Raw genomic sequence first — 24,131 nt, forward strand, 5'->3', positions numbered from 1 at the left:
ATGACGACAAAAACCAACAGGCGTCAAATGTTGACTGGACTGGCTGCGACCGTTGCAGCCCCCGCCATTCTGACGACCAGCCGCGCCTATGCGCAAACACCGACGATCCGGGTGGGCCATGTTAGCCCGCGCACCGGGCCGCTCGCCGGTTTTGCCGAAGCCGATAATTTTGTGCTTCAAGGCATCAATGCGGCGCTGTCTGGCGGCGTTGAAAACAACGGCAAAACCTATTCAATCGAGATCATCTCGAAAGACAGCCAGTCCAATCCGAACCGCGCAGCCCAAGTGGCCGCCGACCTGATTTTGGGCGACGAGGTCGACATCATTGTTGCGGCCTCTTCGCCCGATACCACCAACCCGGTGGCCGATCAGGCCGAGATAAACGAAGTGCCCTGCATCACCACGGATTGCCCGTGGCAGCCCTATTTCTTTGGGCGTAACGGCGATCCGGCACAGGGTTTTGATTTCACGTTCCACTTCTTTTGGGGGCTTGAGGACGTCATCGGGAACTTCCTCGACCTTTGGGGCAGTGCCGGTGTGTCCAAAAGTATCGGCGCGCTGTTTCCGAATGACGCGGATGGAAACGCGTGGGGGCACCCCGAGTTGGGTTTTCCCAAACCGCTGGCTGATGCCGGGTTCACCCTGACCGATCCCGGACGCTATCAGCCTCTGAATGACGATTTTTCAAACTACATCACCGCGTTCAAAAACGCCGGCGTTGAAATCGTAACCGGCAATATGATCTCGCCTGATTTTGCGACGTTCTGGGCGCAAGCCGCGCAGCAAAATTTCAAACCAAAGATCGTGAGCATCGGCAAGGCGCTGCTGTTCCCGTCGTTTGTGCAATCGCTGGGTGATCGCGGTGCTGGCCTGACCTCGGAAATCTGGTGGAGCCCGTCGCACCCGTTCAATTCATCACTTACCGGTGACAGCGCCAAGGACCTCGCAGATGGGTACACCGCTGCAAGTGGGCGCCCCTGGACGCAACCCATCGGTTTTAAACACGCGTTGTTCGAAGTTGTGCGTGATATCGTGTCGCGGGCTGATGATCTGGATGATCCGATGGCAATCGTCGAGGCGATCAAGACCACCAACATGTCGACAATTGTGGGCAATGTGAATTGGGCCACGGGGCCGGTTCCCAATGTCAGCAAAACACCGCTTGTCGCGGGGCAATGGCAACAATCCGGCGACGCGACAGAACTTGTGATCACCAACAACGCCGCGGCACAAAACATCCCGCTGGGTGGTGAACTGCAGCTTTTGTCTTAGGAAAGAAACCGTCTTGTCCCCCATTTTATCCGTTCATGCCTTGCACAAATCCTTTGGGGCCGTCGTCGTCGCGGACGCCACCAGCTTTGATGTGGCACAAGGCGAAGCCATTGGCATCCTTGGCCCAAACGGGGCGGGCAAGACGTCGTTGTTCAATTTGATCACCGGTGCGATGCGCCCAAACAGTGGGCAAATTGTCTTTGACGGGCGCGACATTACCCAGACGTCAGCCGCGGCGCGGTGCAAGATGGGGATCGCGCGGTCGTTCCAAATTCCGCAACCCTTTGGGGGGATGACGGTGTTCGAAAACGCACTGGTGGGTGCAACCCAAGGCGCTGGATTGGGAACGCGCGAGGCCGAAGCATTGGCCTTGGATGTTTTGGCGCAAACCGGGCTGATGCCACACGCGAACCAACGGGCCGGAACCCTGTCGCTGCTGGATCGCAAACGTCTCGAATTGGCCCGCGCACTGGCGGCAAAACCCAAACTGTTGTTGCTGGACGAAATCGCGGGCGGGCTGACGGACGCCGAGTGCACCGCGCTGATTGAAACCATCAAACGCATCCACGCGAACGGCACCACAATTGTTTGGATCGAACATGTTGTTCACGCGCTGTTGGCTGTGGTTCAAAAGCTGATCGTGATCGATTTTGGCCGCAAAATTGCCGAGGGCGACCCCAAGGCGATCATGGACAGCGCACAGGTCAAAGAGATCTACATGGGGATCACAGCTGATGCCTGAACCCATCCTTAAAATTGACGGATTGAACGCGTTTTATGGCGACTTTCAGGCGTTGTTCGGCGTCGATCTGACAATCCAAACCGGCGAAGTCGTCGCGATTATCGGCGCGAATGGTGCGGGCAAGACGACACTCATGCGCGCGATTTCCGGGCTGTTGCCCAGTGCTGCGTCACACATCATCTATCGGGGGGAAAACATCGGGGCCCTGCGCGCCGATCAGGTGGCCTATCACGGCTTGGCCTTGGTGCCAGAAGGACGTCAGTTGTTCCCGTCATTGTCGGTCGAGGAAAATCTGTTGATTGGCCAGCACGTTGGTCGATCAGGCCCTTGGTCGTTGGACAAGGTTTACACCTTGTTCCCGGTGCTAAAAGAGCGCCGAAACCAGGCATCCGCAACGCTGTCTGGTGGCCAACAACAAATGGTCGCGATTGGGCGCGCGTTGATGGCGAACCCGGATTTTGTCATGTTCGACGAGATCAGCCTTGGCCTCGCACCCGTCATCATCAAAACCATTTATGACGCCCTGCCACGGATCGTCGGCCAGGGCATGACAGCGATGATTGTAGAACAAGACATCAGCAAAGCACTGGCCGTTTCGTCCCGCGTCTACTGCCTGCAAGAGGGCCGTGTGTCGTTAGAGGGCCGCACCAACACAATCAGCCGCGACGAGATCACGCGCGCATATTTCGGGATGGATGCGTAATGGATTGGGTTTCTGCGATTGTCCAAGGCACGTTGCTGGGCGGGCTCTATGCTTTGTTTGCTGCGGGGTTATCGTTGATCTTTGGCGTGATGCGGTTGGTGAACATTGCCCACGGCGATCTGATCGTTCTGGCCGCCTATCTTGGGCTCAGCGCCACCACGATGTTAGGGGTTCATCCGTTTGTCGCACTGTTGATCGTCATGCCTGCCATGGCCGGGATCGGGTATGTTGTGCAGCGCGGTATCCTCAATCAAACGCTTGGCGATGATCTGTTGCCGCCTTTGCTGGTCACATTCGGCCTGTCCGTGATCCTGCAAAACGCGATGCTAGAAGGCTACAGCGCTGATCCCCAAAAGCTAAGCGCGGGCGCAATCGAAACAGCCAGTATTTCCGTAGGCGCGCTGTCAATCGGCGTGTTGCCACTGCTGACCTTTGGCATCGCGATTGCGGTCATCGCGGGTCTGCAATTCATTTTCTACCGCACCAAGATCGGCCGTGGATTTCGCGCTGTGTCTGACAACGCCGACATTGCGCAACTGATGGGGCTGAACAAGGCGCATGTCTTTGGGTTGGCGATGGCGTTGGCGCTGGCCGTGACGGCAATTGCTGGCATCCTGCTTGGTATCCGCACCAGCTTTGATCCGTCCGTTGGCGGTGCGCGGCTGATTTTCGGGTTCGAAGCGGTGATCATTGGCGGGCTTGGCAATTTGTGGGGCACACTGGCAGGCGGTGTCATTCTGGGGGTTGCGCAAACTTTGGGCGCTAAAATTGATCCCGGGTGGCAATTGCTTGCGGGTCACATCGCCTTTTTGGTGGTGCTGGCCGCCCGCCCCAACGGTCTGTTCCCGAGGGTCGATCAGTGAACGCGCACATCACCAGAACAACTCCGGCTGCAAAGACCGCGATGATCATTGCTGCTGTGGGGCTATTGATATTGGTCGCGGCACCTTGGTGGGCGGGGCGCGCAGAACTACGCCTGTTTGGCGAGGTATACCTGTACCTCTCGCTTGCCGTTCTGTGGAATTTGATGGCGGGATATGCCGGTTTGGTTTCCGTCGGGCAACAGGCCTACGTGGGGTTTGGCGGCTACATGCTGTTTGCCCTAACGATGTTTGCGGGCCTGCATCCAATCACGGCTGTGCTCGTATCCGGCGTGTTGGCGGCGATCCTTTCGGTTCCCGTTGCCGCGTTAATCTTCAGACTAAAAGGGGCCTATTTTGCGATCGGAACCTGGGTCATGGCCGAAGTGTTCCGCCTTAGCTTTGCCCAAGTATCCTCGCTTGGCGGTGGATCAGGATCGTCACTGCCGGTTGGTGTTGTCAAATCGCTCGCATCGTCACGCTCGGGGCGCGAAGCCCTCAGCTATTGGCTGGCTCTTGGGGCCGCGGTTGTCGTCATCGCCTGCGTGTACCTGTTCTTGCGATCACGACGCGGCCTTGCCCTGACCGCCATCCGCGACAGCGAAGTCGCCGCCGCAGGTCTTGGCATCAATATCTGGCGCACCAAGCTTGAGGTCTACGTGGTCACAGCCGCCTTTACCTCGATCATCGGCGGGCTGATTTTCCTGCAAAAACTGCGGATTTCGCCCGACGCGGCATTTTCGGTCAACGACTGGACCGCCTTTGTGATCTTTATCGTCGTCATCGGCGGGATCGGCACCCTAGAGGGGCCAATCATCGGCACGATCCTGTTCTTTGTTCTGCGCGAAACGCTGGCCGACCTTGGCACCACCTATCTGATCGTTCTTGGCGTCGTGGCCATCGTGATCATGTTGAAAGCCCCCAAAGGCGTTTGGGGCTTGGTGCGCGACCGCTATGACCTCGAACTTTTCCCCCTCAGCTACCGCGTCCGCACCGACGCCCCCGACCAAGGAACCTGACCCATGGCAAAACAACAAAAGACGATCATTACCTGCGCTGTGACCGGCGCGATCCACACACCGACCATGTCAGATGCGCTGCCCTACACCTATGATGACATCACGACCCAAGCGATTGCAGCGGCGGATGCGGGTGCGTCCATTTTGCATTTGCATGCGCGCAACAACAAAACCGGTGCGCCATCGGTCGACATTGATGATTTTTCACCGTTTCTGGGCCGCATCAAACAGGCCACAGACGCGGTCATCAACATTTCCACGGGGGGGTCGCTTACCCTTTCAATCCAAGACCGGATCAAACCGGCCAAAACCTTCAGCCCCGAAATGTGTTCGATGAATATGGGGTCGATGAATTTTTCATTCCATCCTCTGGCCGGTCGTTATGACGAATGGGCGTTTGATTGGGAAAAGGATTACGTCGAAGGATCCGACGGCAATATCTTTCGCAACACCTTCCGCGACATCAAAGAAGCCGCCGAAACGCTGGCCCCCCATGACATCAAGTTCGAACACGAATGTTACGACGCGGGTCATCTGTATAATCTCAAATTCTGCATGGATATCGGGCTGTTCAAGGCCCCTATTTTTATCCAGTTCATCTTTGGTATTCTGGGCGGTATCGGCGCTGACGTCGACAATCTGGTCTTTATGAAACGCACCGCCGACAAGCTGTTTGGCGACGATTATCGCTGGTCTGTTCTGGGGGCTGGTGGTGCGCAAATGGGGCTGGCTGCGACGGCCAGTCAAATGGGCGGGCATCTGCGTGTTGGGCTCGAAGACAGTCTTTTGATCTCTCGCGGGGCATTGGCAACCTCCAACGCGCAGCAGGTCGCAAAAATACGGCGGATCGTCGAGGATCTTGGCAGCCAGGTCGCGACCCCGGATGAAGCCCGCGAGATACTGGATCTCAAGGGTGGCGATCGGGTGAAGTTCTAAAAACTCTGGCGATTGTTCCTGCAAAGAGTGATCCGTCGCGGTGTCACATTTCGCAAAACCGTCGCATCATTGTCGACCAGCTGTTACGCAACAAGGGGACACCATAGTGGTCTTTTAGCAAGCCACGGAGCCTCCCTCATGCCACGTATTTCGTTCACCCGCCGTCAAACCTTGTTGGGGGGCGCGGCCCTTGGCACGTCACTTGCCATGCCCGCAATTTCGCACGCCCGTTCGCGCCCTCAAATCACCCACGGCGTCATGTCGGGCGATGTGGCTTATGACGGTGCAATGATCTGGGGGCGCGCGGACCGCGAAGCGAAAATGCACGTCGAATGGTCGACGACAGAAATGATGACCGATGCCCGCGCGGTTCCGCCCTTGGCCGTTGGCACGCCCACCGATTTCACGGGCAAACTGGCGCTCACAGGGTTGCCGAGCGATCAGGATATCTTTTACCGCGTGACGATGAGCGACCTTGCCGACGCCACCTTGTCCGAGCCGATGACAGGCCATTTCCGCACCGCACCAATGGGCAACCGCGACGTCAGTTTCGTGTGGTCGGGCGACACCGCAGGCCAAGGTTGGGGCATCGACGAAGACCGTGGCGGCATGACCACTTACGCCACAATGTTGAAGCACACGCCGGACTTCTTTTTGCACTCCGGTGATACGGTCTACGCGGATGGCCCGCTGCAAGACACCGTGGCGTTGGCGGACGGCAGCACGTGGAAAAATATCGTCACCCCGGCCAAGTCCAAAGTCGCCGAAACTCTGGATGAGTTTCGCGGACAGCATTTGTACAACTACATGGATCACAACGTTCAGGCCTTTAATGCGGCCGTCCCGATCATCGCGCAATGGGATGATCACGAGGTGACGAATAACTGGTATCCCGACGAGGTGCTGGCAAGCGATGATCGGTATTCCGTCAAGTCGGTGCAGCTTTTGGCATCGCGGGCTGCCCACGCGTTTCACGAAATGATGCCAACGCGGCAGACCCTAAGCGAACCAATGCGGGTTTACCGCAAGGTTGCGTACGGCCCGCTGCTGGACATCTTTGTGATCGATCTGCGCAGCTATCGCGGCGACAACACAGCCAACACCGACGCCGAGGGCACGCCGTTTCTAGGGCCAGAGCAGCTCGCTTGGCTTAAGCGCGAGATGATCAATTCGACAGCGACCTGGAAAGTGATCGCATCGGATATGCCCATCGGCATGATGGTGCGCGACGGCGACAGCGCCATGGAAAACGGGGCCAATGGCGATGGTCCGGTCTTGGGTCGTGAACACGACATCGCGGCTGTTTTATCGTTCATCAAAACCGCGCAAATTGCCAACACGGTCTGGTTAACGGCGGATGTGCATTACACTGCAGCACACCACTATTCCCCCGATCGCGCGGTTTTTCAGGACTTCGATCCCTTCTGGGAATTCGTTTCTGGCCCGTTGCATGCCGGCACATTTGGCCCCTCACAATACGACAACACTTTTGGACCCGAGGTTCGGTTCGCCAAGCATCCAGAGGCAGGACAAGCAAACCTGCCGCCCAGCGACGGCCTACAGTTTTTCGGCAAAGTCGACATCGCGGCAGATACGGGCGTCATGACAGTGCGACTGATGGACAGCGGCGACACCGAACTGTGGTCGGTTGAATTGGATCCCAAATCGATCTGACGCGAAGGGACGATCGGGGCGGTTTTGTTGGACCGCCCCTGCCCTATCCCAAGCCGTTTTTGGCCCAAGGCCACATCCCTCTTGAAACCGGAAAAATCCGGTGCGAGACGTGATGCCATGGAACACGCCCCACACAAACTACCGGATCAAAAACTGGCAGCTGCTGATGTCGCGCGCTTATCTGATGCACAAACCACTGCTGTGCTCAGCAATTGCGACCTTCGTGAATTGGACCTGTCAGGTTGCGACATGACCGGGTGGCACTTTGATAAATGCAACCTTACCGGCGCGTCTTTTAACGGGGCCAATCTGGAAAGCGCCGTCTTTTCAGGCTGTCGGTCTGCCGGTGCCAGCTTTTTGGGGGCCGTGCTGACCGAAGCGCAGATTTTAGGGGGCGATTACAGCAACTCCAGCTTTCGCGGGGCCATACTGGCGGCGACAAAAATCGCTGGGTGCAAAATGATCGGTGCAGACCTAAGCGAAACGCATGCGATGGGGTTTGAGCTTGAGGATTGCCTGTTCGGTTTTTCCCTTCTCGCAAAGTTGTCGTTTCGCAAAATGACGCTGAAGCAGATCGATTTCACCGAGGCCGATCTTCGATCCTGTGACTTTCGGGAAACGGTTTTCGAAGACTGTTCGTTGCGGGATGCAAATCTATCGGATTGCCGGTTTGGCAATGCTGATTTGCGCGGTGCTGACCTTGGTGGGGTAAAGTTGGGTGACGCCAGACAGTTCAAAGGCGCTGTTATCTCGAAACGACAAGCAGCAGACCTTTTGATCCAGCTTGGGTTGCAGGTTCACTAACGAACTTACCGACCAAAGGATTTCGAAAACGACACGGCCGCCCCGATCAAAGGGCGACCATCTAGGCAATTTATTTGGGTCACTCACGCACCCCGCAATCGATCAGCTGAACAGCATGCCGCCGTTGATATCGACATTGGTACCGGTGATGAACGCGCTGTCTTCGCAGGCAAGGAACAACACCAGATTGGCCACATCGACCGGCACGCCTTGGCGTTTGACCGGCGATGCCGCCTCGAACCCTTTGCGCGCGGCATCAGCGGTGTGGATGTTGTGAAAGTCCGTATCAATCATGCCCGGACACAGGGCGTTAACCCGCACATCGGGGCCCAATTCTTTGGCCAATCCCCGGGTCATTGTCATAACCGCACCTTTGGACGCTGCGTATGCGACGGACCCCGGGCCACCACCATCGCGACCTGCTTGGCTGGCCAGATTGACGATCGCGCCGGATTTTAGATGTGGCAGGCAGGCTTTGATCATCAGGAACGTGCTGGTCAGGTTCAGATCCATAACCGAATTCCAATGTTCCAGCGACATTTCCGCAATTGTCTTGCGCGCGATCAGGCCGCCTGTGTTGTTAACCAGCACGTCGACGCCGCCAAATTCGGCGACCGTGCGATCGACCAACGCGTCAACGCCTGCCTGCGTGTTCAGATCGCCTTGCAGCGCAAATGCGTTACCACCTGCGGCCTTAATTTCAGCCACGGCACTTTCAGCGCCTTCGCTGCTGGCAAAATAGTTAATCGCGATATTGGACCCTTCAGATGCCAATTTAATCGCACAGGCCCGCCCGATGTCACGGCCACCACCGGTGATAATAGTTGTTTTCCCGTCAAGCTTCATTTTGTTTCCTTCCAGCAGGTGTGACTTATAATTTCTTCGACATCGCGCGCCTTTGACCAAGCGATCTTGGGCCACAGGCGGACCACTAAGACGGCCCACCAATTGTCCAACAAGCGGAGCCACGATTCGCGCCGTTCAAAGTTGTATATCACTATAGTTTTCTAGTATACTAGTATAGAAAACAATCTCATTCTACGATCCACCCGATGGGTTGACGCAATTCCAGTCGCTGGGAAAAGGGGCTCTGCTACGCGCACGCCGCACTGTGCAAAAGCTGGCAAAATCACTGGCCATCAACTAAGTTGGTCAAAATCAAAGGAACGATGATGTCTTCAACAGCACGCACGAGAGACCGCAGAACCAGCGTCGATGTCGTGTTCGAACATCTTCACAAATCGCTTGTCACACTTGAGTTGCTTCCAGGGGACAAAATTTCCGAGGCCGACATTGCAGCCAAATTCGGCGTCTCGCGACAACCTGTACGGGATGCGTTTAGCCGGCTAGAAAACCTTGGCCTTTTGCTGATCAGACCACAAAAAGCGACCGAGGTTAAACGGTTCTCGCGGCGCGCAGTCACCAAGTCCCGTTTTGTGCGCTTTAGTGTTGAGACCGAAGTGTTACGCCGGGCCGCAGCGGCCGCATCCGTGGCTGATGGCCTCGCACTTGACGCCCATCTTGCCCATCAGGCGATTGTCGTTAACGCGCGGAATTATGAGGAATTTGGCAAGCTGGACTACGCTTTCCACGAAGAATTGTGCAAAATTGCCAAAGTTGAATTCGCCTTTGAGGTCATTTCGTTTGAAAAAGCCAATGTGGATCGCCTTTGTATGCTGAGCCTGTCCAAGGAAGACCGTATGGAGCAGCTTTTGGAAGATCACCGCGCAATTGCGGACCGGGTGAAGGCTGGCGATCAAGCAGGTGCCGTCCAAGCCGGCGCGGTCCATCTGTCTCGGCTTGATGCGACGATTGACGCAATTTTTGCCCATAATCCTGAGTACTTTGAAGACTGAAGTTTTCTGATTTGCGCACTCTTTGACATGCATTTCACAGCCGCACCTTGAACACGAAAAACCTGACCTCTCGTTCCAAGGTCGCGCGTCACCCGACACAGGAACCGTCCATCCCCGTCAAAGCCGGCACGATCTCTATCGCTCTGGTACGTCCTTGAAATTCAATCCCTTTTGAACCCCACCGGTTTCATTTCGCCGAAACGAGGTCGGGACAGCGTCTTTGAAACTCTACAGAATTGACTCGTCACATCAATTAAAATACTAGTATACCAATTGCCAACCATGACCCCTAACGTCATGCTGGTGACCAGGGACAGCCTCTGCAATTTTGACATTTACGTACGTGCAGAGGCGTTGAAAATGATCGGGAGGGATCAAATGATGTTAAAAACAACACTTCGCAAAACCCTAATGGGGGCTGCTGTCGTAAGTGCTGCGGCTGTTGCCGGCACGTTGGCGTCGGCCAGCGAAATGCGCGGCTGGAACATCCACGTTGAGGACTATCCAGTCTCAATCGCGATGGAATCCTTTATGAAGGACGTCGCGGAGCAAACCGGTGGCGAAATCACCGGCAAAATCTATCATAACGGCGTTTTGGGCAGCCAGCCTGACGCAATCGAGCAAATTCGCCTTGGCATCATCGACTTTGGTGAATTCAGCCTTGGGCCGATGGGCCAATCGATCCCTGAAACCAACGTGGTTTCGCTGCCATTCATTTTTCCGTCGATCCCTAAGATGTACGAATTGATGGACGGCGCAGTTGGTGAGGCCATCGGTGAAGGCATGATCGCCAAAGGTATCGTGCCGCTGGGCTGGTATGACGCTGGCGCGCGGTCTTTTTACAACTCGATCCGCCCGATCAACACGCCTGCTGACGTTGAAGGTCTCAAAGTCCGCGTCATGAGCAACGATTTGTTCGTTGGCATGGTCGAAGCAATGGACGGCAACGCAACACCAATGGCATTTGGTGAAGTGTACCAGTCGATCAAAACCGGTGTTGTTGACGGTGCGGAAAACAACCCGCCATCCTACGAGTCAACGAACCACTTTGAGGTCGCAAAATACTACTCGCTGACCGAGCACCTGATCATTCCTGAATGCCTGTGCATGAGCTTGAAAACGTGGAACACCTTCACGCCCGAGCAGCAAGCGATCCTGAAAGAAGCCGGTCACAAAAGCGCCGTTTTGCAGCGTGAACTGTGGCAGGCCCGGGAAGCGGCAAGCATGGAAACGGTCCAAGCTGGCGGCACAACAGTGAACAAAATCGCCGACAAGGGCCCGTTCCAAGCGGCAATGTCCCCTGTCTACGACCAGTTCCTGGTGGCAAACCCCGATCTACAAGGTCTTGTCGATTTGATCCGCAACGCTGAGTAAATTCGACCTAAACACACAAAGGCCCGTTGATATTTCAGACGGGCCTTTGTTCTGCTTGTTTCGATCAGGCATGATTTGATTGCGTAATAGGAAACCCAGATGGCGGGACAGTCTTCTAGAATTGCGATGCTCGAGGCCGGATTGGATAAAATCCGCGCTCTGTGCATCTTTGTGGCCTCGATTGCCTTGGTGGTGCTGATCGCCACGTTTGGCTGGTTGGTTTTTGGCCGTTACGTTTTGAACGTCACACCGACTTGGGTCGAACAACTGGCGCTGCTTTTGATCTGCTACATCGCCTTTATCGGGGCGGCCGCGGGCGTCAAGGAAAACACCCACCTTGGTGTGTCGCTGTTTCGCGACATGATGCCCGACACCGTGCAAAAAATCGTCATTATCGCGATTGATTTCACCCTCGCGGCCTTTGGCGCTGTGATGTTTTTTGCGGGTGTGACCCTGATGAAATTTGGCTGGGACACGCTGTTGCCCATGCTCGACATTCCAGAGAGCTTTCGAACGCTGGCGATCACGTCATGCGGCGGGTTGGTTTTTCTATTCTCGGGTGCGCGCGGAATGCTGCGTCTCTTTACATTTTCCGACTGGCAAACAGTCCCCCAAGATCTGGATACCTGAACCATGGGTCTGACCATTCTTTTGCTGACGTTCTGCGTACTTGTTGTCGTTGGAATGCCTGTCGCATTCGCCATGGGGCTCGCTGCTGCCTCTGCCTTTTGGTACGAAGGTTTTCCCATGCTCATCACGTTTCAGCGTGCGACAGCCGGCGTATCGGTGTTTTCGCTACTGGCCATTCCGTTCTTTGTTTTTGCTGGCGAAATCATGTTGCACGGGGGCATCGCCGCCCGCTTGGTCAAGCTTGCCGCGGCCCTTGTCGGGCACCTCAAGGGTGGCTTGGCGATGGTCAACATCTTTTCGTCCATGTTGTTTGGCGGCATTTCGGGATCTGCGGTGGCGGATATTTCAGCCCTTGGTTCGCTCTTGATTCCGGTTATGAAAGAACGCGGTTACCGGCCTGATTTTGCCGTAAACGTCACCGTGACCTCGTCCATCGCCGGGATCGTCATTCCGCCCAGCCACAACATGATCATTTTCGCCGTCGCTGCGGGTGGTGGCATCTCGGTTTCCAAACTGTTTCTTGCAGGCGTGATCCCCGGTATCTTGATGTGTTTCTGCCTTGCTGTTGCCGCCTATGTGATGTCAGTCAAACACAAATATCCCGCCGAACCTTTCCCTGGTTGGGGCGAAGTCGGGCGCAGTGCGGCTGACGCAATCCCGGGCTTTATCACTGCAGTCATCATTGTCGGCGGAACGCTGTCCGGCATCTTTACCGTCACGGAATCCGGTGCTTTCGGCGCGCTTTATGCCTTGATCCTGACCAAATTCTACTACCGGTCCCTGACGTGGAACGCCTTCGTGCTGGCTGTCACCGGCGCTGTGCGCACTACCGCAATGGTGATGATCCTGATCGCATTTGCCTCGTCGTTTGCGTATCTTTTGGCCCTGTATCAAGTCCCCTCCAAACTCAGCGATTTGCTGGTTTCGATCTCGGACAACCCGCTGATTATTTTGCTGATGATCAACATCATCTTGCTTTTGCTGGGTATGATTATGGACATGGCGGCGCTTATCCTGATCTGCACGCCGATCTTTCTGCCCATCGCCAAAGGCCTTGGCATGGATCCAACCCAGTTTGGCATCATGATGCTGGTGAACCTCGGGCTAGGCCTGTGCACACCACCTGTCGGAACCTGCTTGTTTGTCGGCTGCGCCGTTGGAAAGATCAAAATCGAAGAGGCCCTGAAATCGATTTGGCCGTTCTATCTGGCCATTCTATTCGCCCTGATTTTGGTGACCTACGTTCCTGCAGTGTCCTTGTGGTTGCCGTCAGTTCTCGATTAAAATTAGCTGCGCAGATTATCCCCAACTGAAAGGCCCAACTTATGCCCACGCCCAAACCTGTCCCCGGTAGCATCCTTGCCCCGATGTCATTTCCCAAACTGGGGGGCGGCGAAATTTCAGTTGGTGGACCACGCGAAAACTGGACGCTGTTCATCGTTTATCGCGGCAAACATTGCGGTCGCTGCAAGAAATACCTGAACATCCTGAATGGCATGCGCGATCAGTGGGCGGCGGCGGGGTTTGACCTCGCGGTGGTGTCCGCCGACCCCCAAGAAAAGGCGCAGTCCGATCAGGCCGAATTTGGCTGGGAATTTGACATTGGCTATGACCTCAGCGAGGCGCAGATGGAAACGCTTGGCGTTTATGCGTCTGACCCGCTGTCATCGGGTGAAACCGATCGCAGGTTCGCAGAACCCGGCACCTTTGTGATGCGTCCGGATGGCAGCATTTTGATGATCGCAATTTCGAACGGGCCATCGGCGCGCCCTGATTTAGTCGAATTGCTGGACGGTATGATCTTTACAAAAGACAACGGCAAGCCACCGCGCGGCAACGTCTAAACCGACGTCACCTTGCCCCCTTTAGGCCAGCAAACGGCCCTTGACGTGAAACGCCTGCCTGCGTTTCGCGCTTCACCCCCTGATTGCATTTGACGACACGACCCAAAGCAACTACCCCTGTCAGAACCAGGGGCGCTGTAAAGCTGAGATGTACCCTTTGAACCTGAACCAGATAATGCTGGCGGAGGGAGGTCGTATGTTTCTTCGTGCTACATGCGTTGTCTCTTTTTCGCCGGAAAAGGAGACAGAATGGCCCCCCAAGACCTGCTTATTGCGTTGCGCGACCAAAACCCGCTGGTCCATTGCATGACAAACTACGTGGCAATGAATATTGCCGCCAATGTCGTTCTCGCAGCCGGGGCATCGCCTGCGATGGTGCACGCCAGCGAAGAAATCGCTGAATTCACCCCGATCTGTGGTGCCCTGACGATCAACATCGGAACGCTGTCGGCGCCGTGGTTGGCCAGTATGCTGGCCGCCGCAGACATCGCGCACGCGCGCAACATTCCGTGGGTGTTGGATCCCGTCGCGCATTTCATTTCCGATTACCGCAAACGCGCAGCCCAAGATTTGTTGGCGCTGCGTCCCGCAATTGTGCGTGGCAATGCGTCAGAGATTCTTGCCTTGGCCGGACAAGTCGGCGCGGGCAAAGGGGCTGACAGCGGTGACAGCGTCGATGCGGCCCACGCATCAGCCCACGCGCTGGCTGCAGAATTCGGGACGGTTGTCGCGATCACCGGGCCAGTCGATTTTGTCACGGACGGCACCCAAGAGGCGCGTGTTTCCGGCGGATCATCTTTGATGCCGCAGATCACCGCCTTGGGCTGCTCGCAGACCGCGTTGATGGGGGCTTATGGCGCTACTGGCCCCGCCTTTGATGCCGCTTTGGCCGGCCTTGCGCATTTCAAAGTCGCAGGCACTGCGGCGGCAAAACTAGCCAAGGGACCGGGCAGCTTTCAAATGCATTTCCTAGACGCACTTGCCGCAACGCAACCCGATGATTTTGCGCAGGTCATCGCATGAAGTCGACGATACAAAACCAACTGCGCCTTTGCCTTGTGACGGACCCACAGCTGTGCGCCGCATTGGGTCTTGTGACCACCGTTCGCCGCGCTGTGGCCGGCGGTGTCACCATGGTGCAGCTGCGCGACAAGACGGCGACCACCGCACAGCGTATTGAAATGGCACTTGCGCTAAAGCAGGCGTTGGCAGGGTCCGGCGTTGCAATTATCATCAACGATGATGTCATGGCCGCTGTCGCAGCAGACGTTGACGGCGCACATGTCGGACAGGGTGATGTGCCGCCCGATCAGGCGCGTTCGATGCTTGGGGCCGGCAAAATACTTGGCTTGTCGTGTGAAACGCCGCAAACCGTCCAAGCGGCTGATCCCAAGGTTGTGGACTATCTGGGCCTAGGGCCGGTGTTTGGCACAGCGACCAAAACGGACCATGCCCGCCCGATCGGTTTTGACGGGTTGGCCCGATTGGTTGCCTTGTCACCGCTGCCCACCATCGCAATCGGCGGCCTGAAACCAGCCCATGTCCAAGACGTGCGCGCAAGTGGTGCGGACGGGATCGCGGTTGTGTCTGCCATTTGTGGCCATGCCGATCCATGCGCTGCGGCCCGCGCGTTTCAGCAAGACAAGCCGGAGCATCCGGCATGATCCCCAACGTCCTTAGCATCGCAGGGTCCGACCCATCTGGCGGTGCAGGCATTCAGGCAGACATCAAAGCGATCTCTGCAAACGGGGCCTTTGCCATGGCCGCATTGACCGCGCTAACGGCCCAAAACACCCAAGGCGTAAGCGGCATTCATTTGGTCCCACCCGCCTTTGTCACCGATCAGATCACGACGATTTTTCGCGACATCCGCGTGGATGCGGTCAAGATCGGCATGATCGCCACAGCAGATATTGCCGCTGCTGTTGCCTTGTCAGTTCAGGATCATAGCGCCGTGCCCATCGTGCTTGACCCTGTGATGATCGCCAAAGGGGGGGCCGCGCTTTTGCAACCGGATGCCGTTGTGGCGCTGCGCGATCATTTGCTGCCCTTGGCCACGTTTTTGACACCGAATTTGCCTGAGGCCGCGCATTTGCTGGGTGTGCAGACGGCCACCACACGCGATGAAATGGTGGCGCAGGGTTTGGCGCTCTGTGCGCTTGGACCACGCGCTGTTTTGATGAAAGGCGGGCACCTCGATGGGCCGGACAGCCCCGATTGCCTTGTCACCCCGCAACACCTCACGTGGTTCGAGGCGAAACGCATCCAAACAGCGAACACTCATGGCACTGGTTGCACCCTGTCATCTGCTTTGGCTGCGCACCTTGCAAAAGGGTTATCCCCCCAACACGCCACCGCTGCGGCCAAGGCTTATGTCGCCACGGCAATCGAACAGGCCGGTGCCCTGTCTGTTGGGTCAGGCCACGGACCAACCCACCATTTTGCCAATCTCATCTCGTATTGAAAGTGACCCGGAAAATGAAAAACATATCTTTCGCAACCGTTCTGTTCTTTTGGGCATCGCCGGTTTTGGCACAGGATCAAGTGACCTTGTTGCTGGGCTGGTTTGTCAATCCCGATCATGGCCCCGTGATCATTGCACAGGAAAAAGGGTATTTTGCCGAGCAAGACCTAGACGTCGAAATCATTGCCCCCGCTGATCCCTCGGCCCCACCCAAAATGGTCGCGGCGGGCAAAGCGGATTTGGCGATTTCCTACCAACCGCAGCTACACCTGCAAATTCACGAAGGCTTGCCATTGCAGCGGGTCGGCACGCTGGTCGCAACCCCGCTTAGCTGTTTGTTGGTGCTGGCCGACGGCCCCGTCAAAACGCCTGCAGACCTCAAAGGGCGTAAGGTCGGCTTTTCCGTCGGTGGCGTCGAAGAAGCCGTGCTGGGCCAAGTTCTGAAAACCCACGGCGTGTCGCTGGATGACATTGAGCTGATCAATGTGAATTGGTCCATGTCACCGGCGCTAATGTCGGGCCAAGTGGATGCTGTCATCGGTGCATTTCGCAATTTTGAACTGAACCAGATGGATATCGCAGGCGTGCCGGGCCGTTGTTTCTACGTCGAAGAAGAAGGCCTGCCACCCTACGACGAACTGATTTATGTGGCCAATACAGACACAATGGACGTCGATATGATCCGCCGTTTTCTGGCTGCGACCGAAAAAGCGACACAATACATCGTCAATCATCCCACCGAAAGTTGGGTGATTTTCGCAAGCACAGCGCCTGAGCTTCAGGACGAGCTGAACAAACGGGCGTGGGGTGATACGGTGCCTCGCTTTGCGCTGCGGCCCGCTGCGTTGGATGCTGGTCGGTATGCGAGCTTTGAGGCGTTTTTGCACGACGCAGGCCTGATCCCGACGCTCAACCCCGTCAGCGACATCGCCATCGATGTGACGGCGCAATGACCGGCGCACCCTATGGGGCCGCATTCACGCAGTGGCGCGCAGGCTGCCCTGATGCGTGGCACGCCTACACCCATCATGCCTTTGTCGAGGGGCTGCGCGACGGATCCCTGCCGCGCCCTGCGTTCCTTCATTATCTGGTCCAGGACTACGTGTTTCTGGTGCATTTTGCGCGGGCGTGGTCACTGGCCGTGGTCAAAGCCGAAACGCTGGACGAGATGAAAATCTGCGCAGGCACGGTAAACGCGTTGGTCAATCACGAGATGGCCTTGCACGTCCAAACCTGCGCCGGCGAAGGAATAAACGAGGCCGCATTATACGCCGCCTGCGAAGAGGTCGAAAACCTCGCGTACACCCGATACGTGATGGATGCAGGCCTGCAGGGCGATTTCCTCGACCTGATGGCTGCCCTCGCGCCCTGTTGCTTTGGCTACGGCGAAATCGGACTGCGACTGGCACGGTCCGCCGCGCCGGACACGCCCCATCGCGCCTGGATCGACACCTACGCGGACGATGGCTATCAATCGGTTATGACCTCGGTCGGGCAGATGATCGATGGTGCCATTTCGCGCCGCTTGGGGCCTGATCCCGTACGCGCCCCACGGTGGGCGCACTTGCAGAACCGCTTTTCGACAGCGACCCGTCTCGAGATCGGGTTTTGGGATATGGGGCTGCGCGGGTCATGACCCCTGCGCCAGAGCTTTGCCTAAGCGGCACGTATTCTGTCGAAGGCGTGCCGCTGTTCGGGCCGATCGACATGCGTCTGCCGGCGGGGCAATGGACCTGCGTTTTGGGTCGCTCTGGTGTGGGCAAGTCGACGTTGCTGCGCGTGATTGCTGGCCTGCCTTGCGCGGGTGAATTCGACGGGCAAGTCACTGCATCAGATGGTGCCACACTGTTTGACCGCATCAGTTTCATGGCACAATCAGATCTGTTGTTACCCTGGCTCAGTGTTCTGGAAAACACCGTGCTAGGGGCACGATTGCGCGGCGAACAGCCAGACGTGCAAAAGGCCGAAACCTTGCTGGCCCGTGTCGGACTGGGTGATCATTTGCTGAAAAAGCCCAGCGCGCTGTCTGGCGGAATGCGGCAACGCACGGCCCTTGCCCGCACATTGATGGAGGACAGGCCGATCGCGCTGCTGGACGAACCGTTTTCAGCACTGGACGCAAGCACACGCGCCGACATGCAAGAGCTTGCCGCCGAAGTTCTCGCCGACAAGACTGTGCTGTTGGTCACCCACGACCCTGCCGAGGCTGTCCGGCTTGGGCATCAAATCATTGTCTTGGCACCAGACGCAGCGCGCACGTGGCCAATGCCGTACTGCGATCCGATCCGTGATCAATACGCCGCGCAAACTGTGGCATGTCAGGCCAATCTGCTGTCCTTTCTGCGGGGTGCGCCATAATGCGGTTGTGCTATGCGCTGGCGGCCTGCACCTTTGCACTGCTCCTGTGGCAGGGCGTGGTCTGGTTCACCGATGTTCCGCAATTCATTCTGCCGTCACCCGCGCGCGTTGCGCAGGCTGCGATCGCCAATCGCATCTTGATTGCACAAAACGCAATGGTGACTGCATCCGAAGTCGGCTTGGGCCTCATCATCGGAACGCTTTTGGGCGGGGTCACTGCGATCCAGCTTGCACGCTCGGCGTGGCTCCATCGATTGATCATGCCGTTGCTGGTGTTTACCCAAGCCATTCCGGTGTTTGCATTGGCCCCGATCCTGACACTGTGGTTCGGCTATGGCATCGCATCCAAAGTGGTAATGACCTTGTTGATCATCTATTTTCCGGTGACCTCCGCGTTTTATGACGGGCTGACACGCGTGCCATCCGACATTCTGGACATGGCGAGAACCATGGGCGGCACGCCGCGGCACATCATGTGGCGGATCAAAATCCCCCACGCGTTGCCATCTTTGGGCAGCGGATTAAAACTGGCTGCGGTTTATGCCCCCATTGGGGCGGTGATCGGTGAATGGGTCGGTGCGTCCAAAGGCTTGGGCTATCTGATGTTGCTCGCGAATGGACGTGCCAAAACGGATCTGATGTTTGCCAGCCTCTTTGCCCTCGCGATCATGACGTTTCTGTTGCATCTGGTCGCAACCAAAACGTCTGACTATCTGAGCAAACACTGACGCGTTCAGCGCTGTTGCGTTTATGGATACCAAATCAAGTTGATCGATAATATGAATAGGTATGACCTTTGACCAAATCAAAACATTCCTGTGGGTTGCGCGCCTCGGCGGATTCCGCAAGGCCGCTGAACGCCTAAATCTGTCGCAGCCTGCTGTGTCGACGCGCATTTCCAACCTCGAAGAAGAACTGCGCGTGCCGCTGTTTGAACGCGGCCAAGGCGACGTCGTTCTGACCAAACATGGAACGCTGCTGCTGTCTTATGCCGAGCAAATGTTGTTTGTCGAAGAAGAGATCAAACAGCGCGTGGCGAACCCGTCAGAAACGACAGGCCTGTTTCGTGTCGGGGCCTCTGAAACGATTGCCCAAGCGTGGTTGCCCGAGTTTCTGAAAGCGTTCTCAGAACAATATCCAAGGGTCAATGTGGACCTCACCGTCGATATCTCGCTGAACCTGCGCGCCGCGCTTTTGGAGCGACGTTTGGATCTGGTTTTTCTGATGGGTCCGGTGTCTGAATTTTCCGTCGAAAACGTCGCCTTGCCGCCTTTTGACTTGCACTGGTATCGCTCAACCCAGAACCAGGAAACCGATCTGAGCGCCATTCCGATCATCTCGTATTCCAGCAAAACGCGCCCCTACAGAGAGCTGATGTCAGAGCTGTCACGGCGCATCGGACCCCAGCTGCGGGTCTACGCATCAGCGTCTTTGTCAGCCAGTTTGAAAATGATCGCAGCGGGAATCGCCGTCGGTCCATACCCACGCGCTTTGGCCGAAGACTTCCTTAGGTCAGGGCAAATCATTGAATTCGATCCGGGGTTCCGGCCACAGCCGTTAGAATTCACCGCCTCCTATTTGTCAGAGCCTCGCAGCTTTCTTGTTGAAAACAGTGCAGAAATTGCCAGAGGCGTCGCGCAAAAGTGGGATGTTTCGCATCCAAGGTAGTTCTAAAAAATCTATCACACCTGATACAAAATGATAATTTGCATGAATTGACGCATCCGTGGAATGTATTTCCTACATTACATAGGCGTCCGTCATGACCTTACACACCACCGCATATTCCGATCTCGTTCACATGTCTCCCGGTCAAGTTCGAGCGGCAATTCGCGTTGGATCGTACGCGGGTCATACGGCTGGCCTTGCCGCAGGAAAGCTCCAATGCAATCTCGCTATCTTACCGGAGCGATATGCGTTGGACTTTCTGCGGTTCTGTCAACGCAACCCCAAACCCTGCCCGATTGTGGGTGTTAGCGACAGCGGCGATGCGTTCTTGCCGACCCTTGGTCATGACATCGATATCCGCACGGATGTGTCCAAATACCGGGTGTTCAAAGACGGGGCGTTGGCAGAAGAAGTGACCGACATCAAAGCGCTTTGGACCGATGACATGGTCACTGTAGCGCTGGGGTGTTCGTTCACGTTTGAAAACGCACTTTTGCGCCACGATATCCCTGTGCGCCACATCGAAACGGGTCGCAATGTTCCGATGTTTCGTTCGAACATCGATCTGATGCCGGCGGGGCCGTTTGCCGGAAAAATGGTCGTAACAATGCGCCCGATCCCTACAGAACAGGTCGAACAGGCGCGCAATATCAGCGCCCGCTATCCTCATGCTCACGGTGCACCGATTGCGATTGGTGATCCCGCAGACATTGGGATTTCGGATTTGTCACAGCCCGATTGGGGCGACGCGGTCGACATCAATCCCGGCGAAATCCCCGTCTATTGGGCCTGCGGCGTCACCCCGCAAAACGTTCTTTTGGACGCGAAATTGCCGCTGTGTATCACCCATTCCCCCGGCCACATGTTGATCGCAGACGTGGCTGAGGACGCAGAAACCACCATCCTACAACCAAAAAAATAACAACAACCAACTTGGAGAAAAGACATGAAAAAAGTAACAACAGCAATCGCCGCCCTCGCCCTGAGCGCCAGCGCTGCGCTCGCCGATGATCCGGTGGTGCTGAACGCCGTGGGCACGTGGTCCAGCCTGACCAACTACCAAAAGCACGAAGAGCCGTTTTTCAACTCGCGCCTGAACGAAGCGTCTGGCGGCAAAATTATTGGCAAAATCCAATCCCAGTCCGGCCTTGGCCTTAAGGGTTTCGAAATCATGCGTTTGGTCAAAAACGGCGTGTTTGATTTTGCCTTTGGCCTGCCCGGCTACGTCGCTGCCGAAAACGCGATTTTTGAAGGCGCGGACCTGTCGACCTTGACCCAAGACATCGACACGCAGCGCAAAGTGTCGGATGCGTATTATCCGACTTTGGAAACTGCTTTTGCGGACATTTACAATGCCAAATTGCTGATGCTGTACCCGTTCCCAAGCCAGACACTGTGGTGCAACGGCGAAGTGAACGGCATCGAAGACCTGAAAGGCAAAAAGATCCGCGTTTATTCCACGACTTTGGGTGACTTTGTCGAAGGCGTCGGCGGCACGTCCGTCACTGTGTCCTTCTCCGAAGTGATCCCGGCCTTGGAAAAAGGCGTTGTCGATTGCGCAATCACCGGCACGATGTCGGCCTACACCGCCAAATGGAACCAAGTCGCGACACACGCCTACACCCTGCGCGTTGGTTGGGGCCTCGCGTTCGGGGCGATGAACATGGACAAATGGAACAGCCTAACGGCGGATCAGCAAACGCTGCTGCAAACAGAAATCGGCACGCTGACAGACGCGATGTGGGCAGAAACAGCGACCGAAGATGACGTTGCGATTTCCTGCATCACAGGCGGCGAATGTGCGATTGGCGAAGCCGGTTCCATGACCTTGGTCGAACCATCGAAGGCCGATTTGGCCGCGCGTGACACCATCGCCACGGACGTTGTTCTGGCCCGCTGGGCCGAACGTTGTGGCGCGGACTGCGCTGCAAACTGGAACGAAACGGTTGGCCCGATTTTGGGTCTGACTGCCGCCGCCAAATAAGCGGTACCCAACTGAGCGGCGGGACATTTTCCGCCGCTCACCCCACCCTCTCCTTGCACAGGATTTCCCCGATGTTAGAGCGATTGCTAACCCAGACGCGTACTCTCAGCCTTTGGCTCACATGGTTGGGCGGATCGCTGATCGTCCTGTCAGCCTTTCTGGTCACAGCCGAAGTGTTCCTGCGCAAGGTCTTCAATTTTTCCATTGGCGGCGCGGATGAAATTTCAGGTTACGCGTTCGGCGTCGCAACCGCCCTCGCCCTGTCCTACGCGCTGTTTGAGCGTGCCCATATTCGGGTCGACGCGCTGCTCGGCGTGTTCCCCAAAGCGCTTCATGGCCTCATCAATCTGTTTGGAATGATCATGCTGATCGGCTTTGCCGCCGTGGTCGTCTACAACGTTTGGTCCATGGTTGGTGACACGCTCGACAACGGGTCACGTTCGATTACGCCCATGCGCGTACCGTTGGCATTGCCCCAAATTCCCTGGCTGTTCGGATGGATGTTCTTTGTCTTTTCTGGTGCCTTGCTCTGCCTTGTCGCGATCAAACGCATGATGGCAGGCGACACCGCCGGCACCCAAGATCTGATCGGTGTCAAATCCCTCGACGAACAAATCCAAGACGAGACGGTATAATCTGATGCTTATCAAGACACTGCTTATTCTGCTGGCCCTGATTGGTCTGGCCGTCCCGATTGCCGCCTCGCTTGGGTGGTTGGGTTTGATCCTGCAATTCACCGATAGCATGATGCCGTTGCACCGCGCGATTTCCGACATGGCCTGGCAGACTTCAACCGACTTTCTGCTGGTTGCGATCCCGATGTTTGTGATGATGGGTGAAATCCTGCTGCGCGCGGGTATTACCGAACGGATGTACGACGGCATCGTCAAATGGGTGGGCTGGTTGCCCGGCGGCTTGATGCATTCCAACATCGGATCATCTGCGCTGTTTGCGGCGACCTCTGGGTCATCCGTGGCAACGGCTGCGACCATCGGTACAGTCGCCGTACCCCAAATCGAAAAACGCGGCTACAACGAGAGCCTGTTTCTAGGGACCGTCGCGGCAGGTGGCACCTTGGGCATCTTAATCCCGCCGTCGATCAACCTGATCCTGTACGGGCTGCTGACAAACACCTCTGTTCCTGAACTGTATCTCGCGGGCTTCATCCCCGGTTTCCTTTTGGCCCTGCTGTTCATGGCCACAATCGTTGTCGCCTGCATGATCAAGCCCGAATGGGGTGGCGAAAAGCTGCGCCACACTTGGGCTGAACGGATGCGCGCGCTGCCTGCTTTGATCCCGCCGCTGGGCATCTTTGTGGTTGTTGTCGGGTCGATCTACGCAGGGCTTGCCACCCCGACCGAGGCTGCGGCACTCGGGGTTGTTGCCTCGATGTTGCTGGCCTTGCTGAATGGCAAAATGTCCATCGACATGATGCGCCAAGCCATTGAGGGCACCATGCGCACCACCGCCATGATCATGCTGATCATCATCGCCGCCGTGTTCCTGAACTTTGTTCTGTCGATCATCGGCCTAACCCAAGCATTGACGGATTTCGTCACCGGCCTTGGCTGGACACCGATGCAAACGATGCTGATGATCGTTGCTGTGTTGATCCTGATCGGCTGTTTCATGGAAACGCTGTCGATGCTTTTGACCATGGCACCGCTGATCACCCCGATCGTTGTGGCACTCGGCTTTGATCCCGTCTGGTTCGGTATTTTGCTGATGGTCTTGCTGGAAACAGCGCTGATCACGCCGCCCATTGGCATCAACCTTTACGTCGTCCAAGGCATTCGAAAATCGGGGCCAATGATTGATGTGATCAAGGGGGCGCTGCCATTTGTTGTCACGATGTTTGTGATGCTTGGCTTGTTGCTGATCTTCCCGAACCTCGCGCTTTGGTTGCCATCTTTGGTCTACTAAGTCCGAACAACACCATTTCT

At 56.4% G+C, this 24,131-nt stretch carries 26 protein-coding genes and 1 riboswitch; of the genes, 25 read left to right on the forward strand and 1 reads right to left on the reverse strand.

Annotated features, from left to right (window positions below; genetic code table 11):
- From ACFIO0_RS12890 to ACFIO0_RS12925, 8 genes are all read left to right on the forward strand, one after another.
- Positions 1-1,272, forward strand: coding sequence for an ABC transporter substrate-binding protein (locus tag ACFIO0_RS12890; RefSeq protein WP_390910801.1), 1,272 nt, complete (start codon positions 1-3; stop codon positions 1,270-1,272).
- A 13-nt stretch (positions 1,273-1,285) separates the two neighbouring features.
- Positions 1,286-2,014: an ATP-binding cassette domain-containing protein gene (locus ACFIO0_RS12895; RefSeq protein WP_390910802.1), complete on the forward strand. Its 729-nt coding sequence runs from the start codon at positions 1,286-1,288 to the stop codon at positions 2,012-2,014.
- Positions 2,007-2,717 carry an ATP-binding cassette domain-containing protein gene (locus tag ACFIO0_RS12900; RefSeq protein WP_390910803.1) on the forward strand — a complete coding sequence of 237 codons (711 nt, stop codon included), beginning with the start codon at positions 2,007-2,009 and terminating at the stop codon, positions 2,715-2,717. The genes ACFIO0_RS12895 and ACFIO0_RS12900 overlap by 8 nt, the downstream gene beginning before the upstream one ends.
- Positions 2,717-3,580, forward strand: a complete 864-nt coding sequence (locus ACFIO0_RS12905) for a branched-chain amino acid ABC transporter permease (RefSeq protein WP_390910804.1) — start codon at positions 2,717-2,719, stop codon at positions 3,578-3,580. The genes ACFIO0_RS12900 and ACFIO0_RS12905 overlap by 1 nt, the downstream gene beginning before the upstream one ends.
- Positions 3,577-4,596: a branched-chain amino acid ABC transporter permease gene (locus ACFIO0_RS12910; protein ID WP_390910805.1), complete on the forward strand. Its 1,020-nt coding sequence runs from the start codon at positions 3,577-3,579 to the stop codon at positions 4,594-4,596. Before ACFIO0_RS12905 ends, ACFIO0_RS12910 begins: the two co-directional genes overlap by 4 nt.
- A gap of 3 nt (positions 4,597-4,599) precedes the next feature.
- Positions 4,600-5,532 carry a 3-keto-5-aminohexanoate cleavage protein gene (locus tag ACFIO0_RS12915; RefSeq protein WP_390910806.1) on the forward strand — a complete coding sequence of 311 codons (933 nt, stop codon included), beginning with the start codon at positions 4,600-4,602 and terminating at the stop codon, positions 5,530-5,532.
- 138 nt (positions 5,533-5,670) lie between these two features.
- On the forward strand, positions 5,671-7,206 hold the full coding sequence (locus tag ACFIO0_RS12920; RefSeq protein WP_390910807.1) for an alkaline phosphatase D family protein: 1,536 nt from the start codon (positions 5,671-5,673) through the stop codon (positions 7,204-7,206).
- 117 nt (positions 7,207-7,323) lie between these two features.
- Positions 7,324-8,010: a pentapeptide repeat-containing protein gene (locus ACFIO0_RS12925; RefSeq protein WP_390910808.1), complete on the forward strand. Its 687-nt coding sequence runs from the start codon at positions 7,324-7,326 to the stop codon at positions 8,008-8,010.
- A gap of 102 nt (positions 8,011-8,112) precedes the next feature.
- Here ACFIO0_RS12925 and ACFIO0_RS12930 read toward each other — a convergent pair whose 3' ends face one another.
- Complete coding sequence (locus ACFIO0_RS12930) at positions 8,113-8,856, reverse strand: glucose 1-dehydrogenase (RefSeq protein WP_390910809.1); 744 nt, start codon at positions 8,854-8,856, stop codon at positions 8,113-8,115.
- A gap of 326 nt (positions 8,857-9,182) precedes the next feature.
- Here ACFIO0_RS12930 and ACFIO0_RS12935 point away from each other — a divergent pair, with 326 nt between their 5' ends.
- From ACFIO0_RS12935 to ACFIO0_RS13015, 17 genes are all read left to right on the forward strand, one after another.
- Positions 9,183-9,866, forward strand: coding sequence for an FCD domain-containing protein (locus tag ACFIO0_RS12935; RefSeq protein ID WP_390910810.1), 684 nt, complete (start codon positions 9,183-9,185; stop codon positions 9,864-9,866).
- A gap of 378 nt (positions 9,867-10,244) precedes the next feature.
- Entirely contained in the window at positions 10,245-11,240 is a 996-nt protein-coding gene (locus tag ACFIO0_RS12940) for a TRAP transporter substrate-binding protein DctP (RefSeq protein ID WP_390910811.1), read from the forward strand.
- Positions 11,241-11,339: 99 nt separating this feature from the next.
- The gene (locus ACFIO0_RS12945; RefSeq protein WP_390910812.1) at positions 11,340-11,870 is read left to right on the forward strand and encodes a TRAP transporter small permease subunit; all 531 of its coding nucleotides are present in this window, start codon (positions 11,340-11,342) and stop codon (positions 11,868-11,870) included.
- A 3-nt stretch (positions 11,871-11,873) separates the two neighbouring features.
- Positions 11,874-13,154 (forward strand): TRAP transporter large permease subunit, encoded by a 1,281-nt coding sequence (locus ACFIO0_RS12950; RefSeq protein WP_390910813.1) that lies wholly within the window; start codon positions 11,874-11,876, stop codon positions 13,152-13,154.
- Between the two features lie 41 nt (positions 13,155-13,195).
- Positions 13,196-13,714, forward strand: a complete 519-nt coding sequence (locus ACFIO0_RS12955; protein ID WP_390910814.1) for a redoxin domain-containing protein — start codon at positions 13,196-13,198, stop codon at positions 13,712-13,714.
- Positions 13,715-13,832: 118 nt separating this feature from the next.
- Positions 13,833-13,921, forward strand: a riboswitch (TPP riboswitch).
- A gap of 42 nt (positions 13,922-13,963) precedes the next feature.
- A complete protein-coding gene (gene thiM, locus ACFIO0_RS12960) occupies positions 13,964-14,737 on the forward strand; it encodes a hydroxyethylthiazole kinase (protein WP_390910815.1) in 774 nt (257 codons plus the stop codon).
- Positions 14,734-15,378, forward strand: coding sequence for a thiamine phosphate synthase (thiE, locus tag ACFIO0_RS12965; RefSeq protein WP_390910816.1), 645 nt, complete (start codon positions 14,734-14,736; stop codon positions 15,376-15,378). Before thiM ends, thiE begins: the two co-directional genes overlap by 4 nt.
- Entirely contained in the window at positions 15,375-16,178 is an 804-nt protein-coding gene (gene thiD / locus ACFIO0_RS12970; RefSeq protein WP_390910817.1) for a bifunctional hydroxymethylpyrimidine kinase/phosphomethylpyrimidine kinase, read from the forward strand. The genes thiE and thiD overlap by 4 nt, the downstream gene beginning before the upstream one ends.
- Before the next feature lie 14 nt (positions 16,179-16,192).
- A complete protein-coding gene (locus tag ACFIO0_RS12975; RefSeq protein WP_390910818.1) occupies positions 16,193-17,131 on the forward strand; it encodes an ABC transporter substrate-binding protein in 939 nt (312 codons plus the stop codon).
- Entirely contained in the window at positions 17,128-17,814 is a 687-nt protein-coding gene (locus tag ACFIO0_RS12980) for a TenA family protein (RefSeq protein WP_390910819.1), read from the forward strand. The genes ACFIO0_RS12975 and ACFIO0_RS12980 overlap by 4 nt, the downstream gene beginning before the upstream one ends.
- The gene (locus ACFIO0_RS12985; RefSeq protein WP_390910820.1) at positions 17,811-18,536 is read left to right on the forward strand and encodes an ATP-binding cassette domain-containing protein; all 726 of its coding nucleotides are present in this window, start codon (positions 17,811-17,813) and stop codon (positions 18,534-18,536) included. The genes ACFIO0_RS12980 and ACFIO0_RS12985 overlap by 4 nt, the downstream gene beginning before the upstream one ends.
- Positions 18,536-19,264 (forward strand): ABC transporter permease subunit, encoded by a 729-nt coding sequence (locus ACFIO0_RS12990; RefSeq protein WP_390910821.1) that lies wholly within the window; start codon positions 18,536-18,538, stop codon positions 19,262-19,264. The genes ACFIO0_RS12985 and ACFIO0_RS12990 overlap by 1 nt, the downstream gene beginning before the upstream one ends.
- 61 nt (positions 19,265-19,325) lie before the next feature.
- Positions 19,326-20,204, forward strand: coding sequence for a LysR substrate-binding domain-containing protein (locus ACFIO0_RS12995; protein WP_390910822.1), 879 nt, complete (start codon positions 19,326-19,328; stop codon positions 20,202-20,204).
- 94 nt (positions 20,205-20,298) lie between these two features.
- Entirely contained in the window at positions 20,299-21,126 is an 828-nt protein-coding gene (locus tag ACFIO0_RS13000) for a putative hydro-lyase (RefSeq protein WP_390910823.1), read from the forward strand.
- 24 nt (positions 21,127-21,150) lie between these two features.
- The gene (locus tag ACFIO0_RS13005; protein ID WP_390910824.1) at positions 21,151-22,188 is read left to right on the forward strand and encodes a TRAP transporter substrate-binding protein DctP; all 1,038 of its coding nucleotides are present in this window, start codon (positions 21,151-21,153) and stop codon (positions 22,186-22,188) included.
- A 71-nt stretch (positions 22,189-22,259) separates the two neighbouring features.
- Positions 22,260-22,823 carry a TRAP transporter small permease subunit gene (locus tag ACFIO0_RS13010; protein WP_390910825.1) on the forward strand — a complete coding sequence of 188 codons (564 nt, stop codon included), beginning with the start codon at positions 22,260-22,262 and terminating at the stop codon, positions 22,821-22,823.
- A gap of 4 nt (positions 22,824-22,827) precedes the next feature.
- Positions 22,828-24,111 carry a TRAP transporter large permease subunit gene (locus tag ACFIO0_RS13015; RefSeq protein ID WP_390910826.1) on the forward strand — a complete coding sequence of 428 codons (1,284 nt, stop codon included), beginning with the start codon at positions 22,828-22,830 and terminating at the stop codon, positions 24,109-24,111.
- The last annotated feature ends 20 nt before the right edge of the window (positions 24,112-24,131 follow it).

The organism is Pseudosulfitobacter sp. SM2401 (assembly GCF_042932805.1).
Classification (GTDB): domain Bacteria; phylum Pseudomonadota; class Alphaproteobacteria; order Rhodobacterales; family Rhodobacteraceae; genus Ascidiaceihabitans.